Below are 1,079 nucleotides of genomic sequence, written 5' to 3'. Positions count from 1 at the left end.
GGTCGGCGCCGGGCTGGCGCCGGACGGCATCATCCTGCGCCGTGATCCGGCGGCGGGCGTCGGTCACGCGCTGGTGGACGTGGCCGGCCCGGTCGGCGACGACGACCCGCGCCTGGCCGGTCTGGCGCCGGTCCTGCAGCGGCCGGTGGTCCTGGGCACCTACGCAGTGCCGATCGAGGGGTAGCGCGATGGCGGATGGCGGGAAGCCGATAAGCGGGCCGCGGCCCCGGCCGGAGGTGCTGGACATCGCGCCCTATGTGGGCGGCGAAAGCCGCGTCGAGGGCGTCAACCGCATCATCAAGCTCAGTTCGAACGAGGGGGCGTTCGGCGTCCCGCCGGGGGCGCAGGCCGCCATCGTCGCCGCCGCCACCGAGGCGCACCGCTATCCCGACGGCGCGGCGACCGCGCTGCGCGCGGCGATCGGCGCGCGGTTCGGCCTGGATGCCGGGCGCATCGTCTGCGGCGCCGGGTCGGACGACATCATCTATCAGCTCTGCCTCGCCTATGGCGGCGCCGGGACCGAGCTGCTGATGACGGCGCACGGGTTCAGCATCTATGCGATCGCCGGCCAGTACGCGGGCAGCCGTGTCATCAAGGTGCCGGAGCGCGACTTGACGGCGGACGTGGACGCCCTCCTTCGCGCGGTCGGGCCGGCGACGCGGCTCGTGTTCCTCGCCAACCCCAACAACCCGACCGGCTCGATGCTGCCGCGCGACGAGGTCGAGCGTCTGCGCCGGGGCCTGCCGGCGGACGTGCTGCTCGTGCTCGATGCGGCCTATGCCGAATATGTCGAGCGGGCGGATTACGAGGCCGGGGCGGCGCTGGTCGAGGCCGGCGACAACACGGTGATGACCCGCACCTTCAGCAAGATCTGGGGCCTCGGCGGGCTGCGGGTCGGCTGGTGCTATGCGCCGCCGGCGGTGGTGGACGTGCTCAACCGCGTGCGGGCGCCGTTCAACGTGTCGGTCGCGGCGCAGGCCGCCGCCATCGCGGCGCTGGCCGAGCCCGGCTGGTGGGAGCGGTCGCGGGCGCACAACACGGCGCAGCGGGCGCGGCTCGCGGCCCGGCTGACGGATGCC

1 protein-coding gene and 1 pseudogene are annotated in these 1,079 nt (G+C 74.4%); both read left to right on the top strand.

Going from position 1 to position 1,079, the window contains the following annotated elements:
• Positions 1-184: pseudogene (locus B8460_RS22320) on the top strand (chorismate mutase); the annotation flags it as partial.
• 25 nt (positions 185-209) lie between these two features.
• On the top strand, positions 210-1,079 hold an 870-nt coding region (locus B8460_RS17445), incomplete at its 3' end, for a pyridoxal phosphate-dependent aminotransferase (protein WP_084623851.1).

It is taken from the genome of Acidisphaera rubrifaciens HS-AP3 (assembly GCF_000964365.1).
GTDB classification, from domain to species: Bacteria; Pseudomonadota; Alphaproteobacteria; order Acetobacterales; family Acetobacteraceae; genus Acidisphaera; species Acidisphaera rubrifaciens.
Note: the sequence above shows the minus strand (reverse complement) of the source record. Positions and strands in the feature narration are given on the sequence as shown.